This window comes from Tardiphaga sp., assembly GCF_025356345.1.
Lineage (GTDB): Bacteria > Pseudomonadota > Alphaproteobacteria > Rhizobiales > Xanthobacteraceae > Tardiphaga.
In genome coordinates this window covers 1-2,072 of sequence record NZ_JANXTC010000177.1, presented here as the reverse complement: position 1 = coordinate 2,072, position 2,072 = coordinate 1, and the positions used below count along the sequence as shown (strand labels likewise).

Below are 2,072 nucleotides of genomic sequence, written 5' to 3'. Positions count from 1 at the left end.
AGACCGTCAATATCGGCGGCACGCTGTATACCTCGTTCGAAACCGTGATTGGCGCCGCGCAGTCCTTTGCGTCGCAGGCCTCCGCCGGCGGCCTCGGAGTCGCCTCGGTGTTCGACAATCTTCCCAGTACAATGGCATCGAGCAGTGCGGCGATCGCGCTGATCGACACCGTCGCCAGCGCCAACCAAGTCGGCGCGGCGCTGTCGCAATTGTCGCCGGCGGCCTATCAGGGCCTTGGCCGCATGACCGTCGACAGCGCGTCGCAGACCACTTCGATGGTCGGTCAGCGCCTCACCCAGGGTCGCTTCGGCGGCGGCGGTGACGATCTCGCCGGTGCAAGTGCGGCGCTTTCGATGTTCGACAACGGCAATTTCGACAAACATGGAGGCGACCTCGATCGCCGGCTCGGCGCCATCACCGGACTGCCGGAAAGCCAGGCCACCGCCCTGAACGAGTCCAACTGGTTCAATACCCAGCGCGGTGCCTATGATGCCATGGCCTATGCGCCAACCAAGGCGCTGCCCGGCATGCGCCCGATGGCATTGCAGGCTGACCATGGCATGTTCGTGTCCAGCAGCCTCAGTTTCGCCCGCGAAGGCGCGCGTGCCGATGCGCCCGGGACGCGCGCAACCACGGCGAATGTGGTGGCTGGCGCCGACTGGCGCATCACCGATCACGCGCTGCTCGGCGTGTTCGGCGGCTACGCCTATACAAGGGGCGATCTCGACACGCTGGGCTCCACCACGAAGATTTCTACGCGCTCGGTCGGCGGCTACGGCGCCTATCAGGCGCCGACCTGGTTCGCCACCCTTATCGGCCTCTATGGCTGGAGCGATTACGACAATAATCGCGTTGCGCTCGGCGCCCTCGACACCTCGTCATTCGCAGGCACGCATTACACGGTGCGGGGCACGGTCGGCACCGACCTGCGTGTCAGAGGCTGGGTGGTGACGCCGGAAATCGGGCTGCAATATACCCGGGTCTCGACCGAGGGTTTTGCCGAAACCGGCGGCGTTTCTGCGTTGAACGTTTCGGCGGACAGCATGGACTCGCTGCGCTCCAGCGTCGGTGCGCGCTTCGCCTACGACACGCGTATCCATGGCGGCGTGCTGACGCCGGAACTGCGGCTGGCCTGGCTGCACGAGTTCAACGATGGCGTGCGCGGCATCAATGCCAGCTTTGCGGATATCACGCTGCCGGGCAGCTTCGTCACCGCGACGGGCAGTGCGTTGCGTGATCGTGCCGTCATCGGCACCGGCGTCTCCGGCCGGCTTGGTGCACTGACCATGGTGTCGCTCGGCTACGACGCCGTGATCGGCAGCGACGATTCAGTCGCGCACCAGTTCAGCGGGCGGCTGAAGCAATCGTTCTGAGCCCTTTCTTTGCGGCGACGGGGCTAATCGAGGATCGCGTCGCCCCAGTCGAGCTTGCGAAAGCGCGCATAGGCGGGCTTGTCGCGGCGCGGCGCGGTCGCCGTGATCACCCCGGCTTCCGTGCACAGCCTGGCGGTGACCGCGACCTTGGTGGTCAGCGGCTGCGCCAGCACGCGCGGCGGCCGTGCCGCCGGCGGCGTTCGCGACAGCGCCACGTAGCTGAAACGTTCGTCCTCATAGGGCAGTTCGGCGGATTTGAGCTGTCGATGCGCCTGCGAGCGTTGCAGCCGCTGGGTGAAGTGGCACCAGTCCGGCGCCTGCAGCGGGCAGGCGCCGTCATGCGGGCAGGGCGCAAGAACGTGTCCGCCGTCGGCGATCAATTGACCGCGCGCGTCGAGAATGCGCGCATGACCGGCCGGCGTGCCGGGCTCGATGATGATGAGCGTGTCGACCGTCTTTGCCCACATCGCGGCGACCAGTCTTTGTCGCGCGGCGTCGCTGAGCTCGTTGATCACATAGCTGGCGATCACCAGCTCGGCGGCGGACGCCCCGGCGAGCTGGGCCGTGGCGTCGCCGAGGTCGTAGCGCAGGGCGGCGAGGCGCTGGCTGTCGCGGGCGAGGTCGAGCGCCAGCGTGCGCAGCGCTGGATTGGAATCAAGCAATGTGAAGCCTTGCAGCGAATCGAAGGCCTCGGCACAG

General features: G+C 66.8%; 2 protein-coding genes. One reads left to right on the top strand and one right to left on the bottom strand.

Annotated elements, in window-relative coordinates:
• On the top strand, positions 1-1,373 hold a 1,373-nt coding region (locus tag Q0S16_RS10485; RefSeq protein ID WP_295847919.1), incomplete at its 5' end, for an autotransporter outer membrane beta-barrel domain-containing protein.
• 23 nt (positions 1,374-1,396) lie between these two features.
• Here Q0S16_RS10485 and Q0S16_RS10480 read toward each other — a convergent pair.
• Positions 1,397-2,072: small ribosomal subunit Rsm22 family protein (locus Q0S16_RS10480; protein WP_295847918.1), on the bottom strand; the 676-nt coding region annotated here is incomplete at its 5' end.